Raw genomic sequence first — 1,506 nt, 5'->3', positions numbered from 1 at the left:
TATTTGGCGTTGGTTGTGGGAAAAGATCCCTCCTGCATCGGGACAAGTCTGACGTGTTGGGTTACGGCGCGTTCGGCTCTGTCGCTGTGCTTCGGGATCGGACAGCGCACAGATGCGGTTCGCGGCCTGGCCGGCCCCGTCCCTGGGGCGGTCGGCAGGCGCTCACCACATCCTACACCCACATTACCTCCGCGCGGCCTGCCCGCGCGGACCTCGCTTTAGGTGTAGGTTGCGTTAGCCGCGCGAGAAAACGCCGGGGTAAGCACGGCGTCAAACGCGGCGTAACGCAACACGATGCCCGCTCAGGCAACACCAAATAACGCCGAACAGCTTACCGGATGTTCGAGTCGCCGAGACACCGAGTTTTCTCGGTCAAGCGCTGCTCAATCTGGACAACAGATCATCGAGCGCGTTATCGATACCAAGGGCCTGTCTTCTGGCCAACTCATAAAGTTCCTTAAGGACTTCTGCGATATTTATTCCCTCATGAAGCTCATCTTTCATTTCATCGCTGGTAGCAGCCTCGACCAGTCTACCTTCGCTGTTGTAAATCTCCACTTTGTAATTATCCATAACCGTTTCGCCTGTTGGTATTTCCCGGACAACCCGATCTGGTATTTCCCGGACAACCCGATGGGCAATCCGAATGGAATAGTCGGGGAAATCAACTCCAAAGACATCGAGTTTCTCTGTCGGTACCCAAGTCAAGCGGCCTTGTCTAGTTTTGGTCAGCAGAACATTGGAAATCTTGATGAGCTTGGCCGTGCTACGGTGAGTCATAGGGTCACCTTTATCGATCCGCCTTGATCCTTACAAGCATTTCTTGTAGATGATCGATGTGATCTGAAACAGTTGCGTTCCATCGAGCCACTACTTTGGGCTTTGGGTTTGGGCCATGGATGTATGGTTCGAGGTCCTGCTCCATGTTGGATGACAAGGTTATCGTTTGCTGGAGACGTGTTTGCTGATCTTCGGTAAGTGCTGCCACATTTGCGCTGCGCACCGTAATCAGGGCCTTCCTCAGCGCAGAGTAGCGGTCGGGTAGGAGCTCCCAGGCTGCTTTTCGCTGCAGTGCCTTGATTTCGTTCATAGCCGAGATCGCAGCGGACAGCTCCGCGACCGTGTCGATCTTTCGAATATCCTGCTGAACCTCGATGACCGCCTGTTTTGCCTTTTCGGCCGCGGATTTAGAACGCCACACGCCTATCAGCGTAAGACCAAAACCGATAACGGTCACGATCAACCCAATCGCACTCGCCCAATCCCCCCATCCCGACGCTAGAGCCGCATCGAGCTTCGGCCAGAAATCCACCTGAATTTCCTGGCTCTTTATGGATTCCGAACTGCCAGGGATCATGGAAAGGATACCACCGGACGTTTTGGAGTGCGGCGGCAACCTTACCCCAGTGCTTACCGGAACCGACAGCGATTGGCATAACCGGGGGGTCGGCCAAGGGGCACAAGCCCGCCGCCGCTTTGGATTTGGCGACACCTCTGTTCCAAGTA

2 protein-coding genes are annotated in these 1,506 nt (G+C 55.0%); both read right to left on the bottom strand.

What is annotated here, in order from left to right; genetic code table 11:
- Window positions 1-372: 372 nt before the first annotated feature.
- The gene (locus tag BQ17_RS17560) at window positions 373-780 is read right to left on the bottom strand and encodes a hypothetical protein (protein ID WP_089729312.1); all 408 of its coding nucleotides are present in this window, start codon (window positions 778-780) and stop codon (window positions 373-375) included.
- A gap of 10 nt (window positions 781-790) precedes the next feature.
- On the bottom strand, window positions 791-1,506 hold a 716-nt coding region (locus tag BQ17_RS17555), incomplete at its 5' end, for a hypothetical protein (protein ID WP_218068338.1).

The organism is Candidatus Thiosymbion oneisti (genome assembly GCF_900092655.1).
Taxonomy (GTDB): Bacteria; Pseudomonadota; Gammaproteobacteria; order Chromatiales; family Chromatiaceae; genus Thiosymbion; species Thiosymbion oneisti.
This window is presented reverse-complemented; position numbering and strand designations above follow the sequence as displayed.

Excerpts from the sequence above, each read along its gene's own strand:
- BQ17_RS17560 (WP_089729312.1), bottom strand. The coding sequence starts at position 780 with ATGACTCACCGTAGCACGGCCAAGCTCATCAAGATTTCCAATGTTCTG.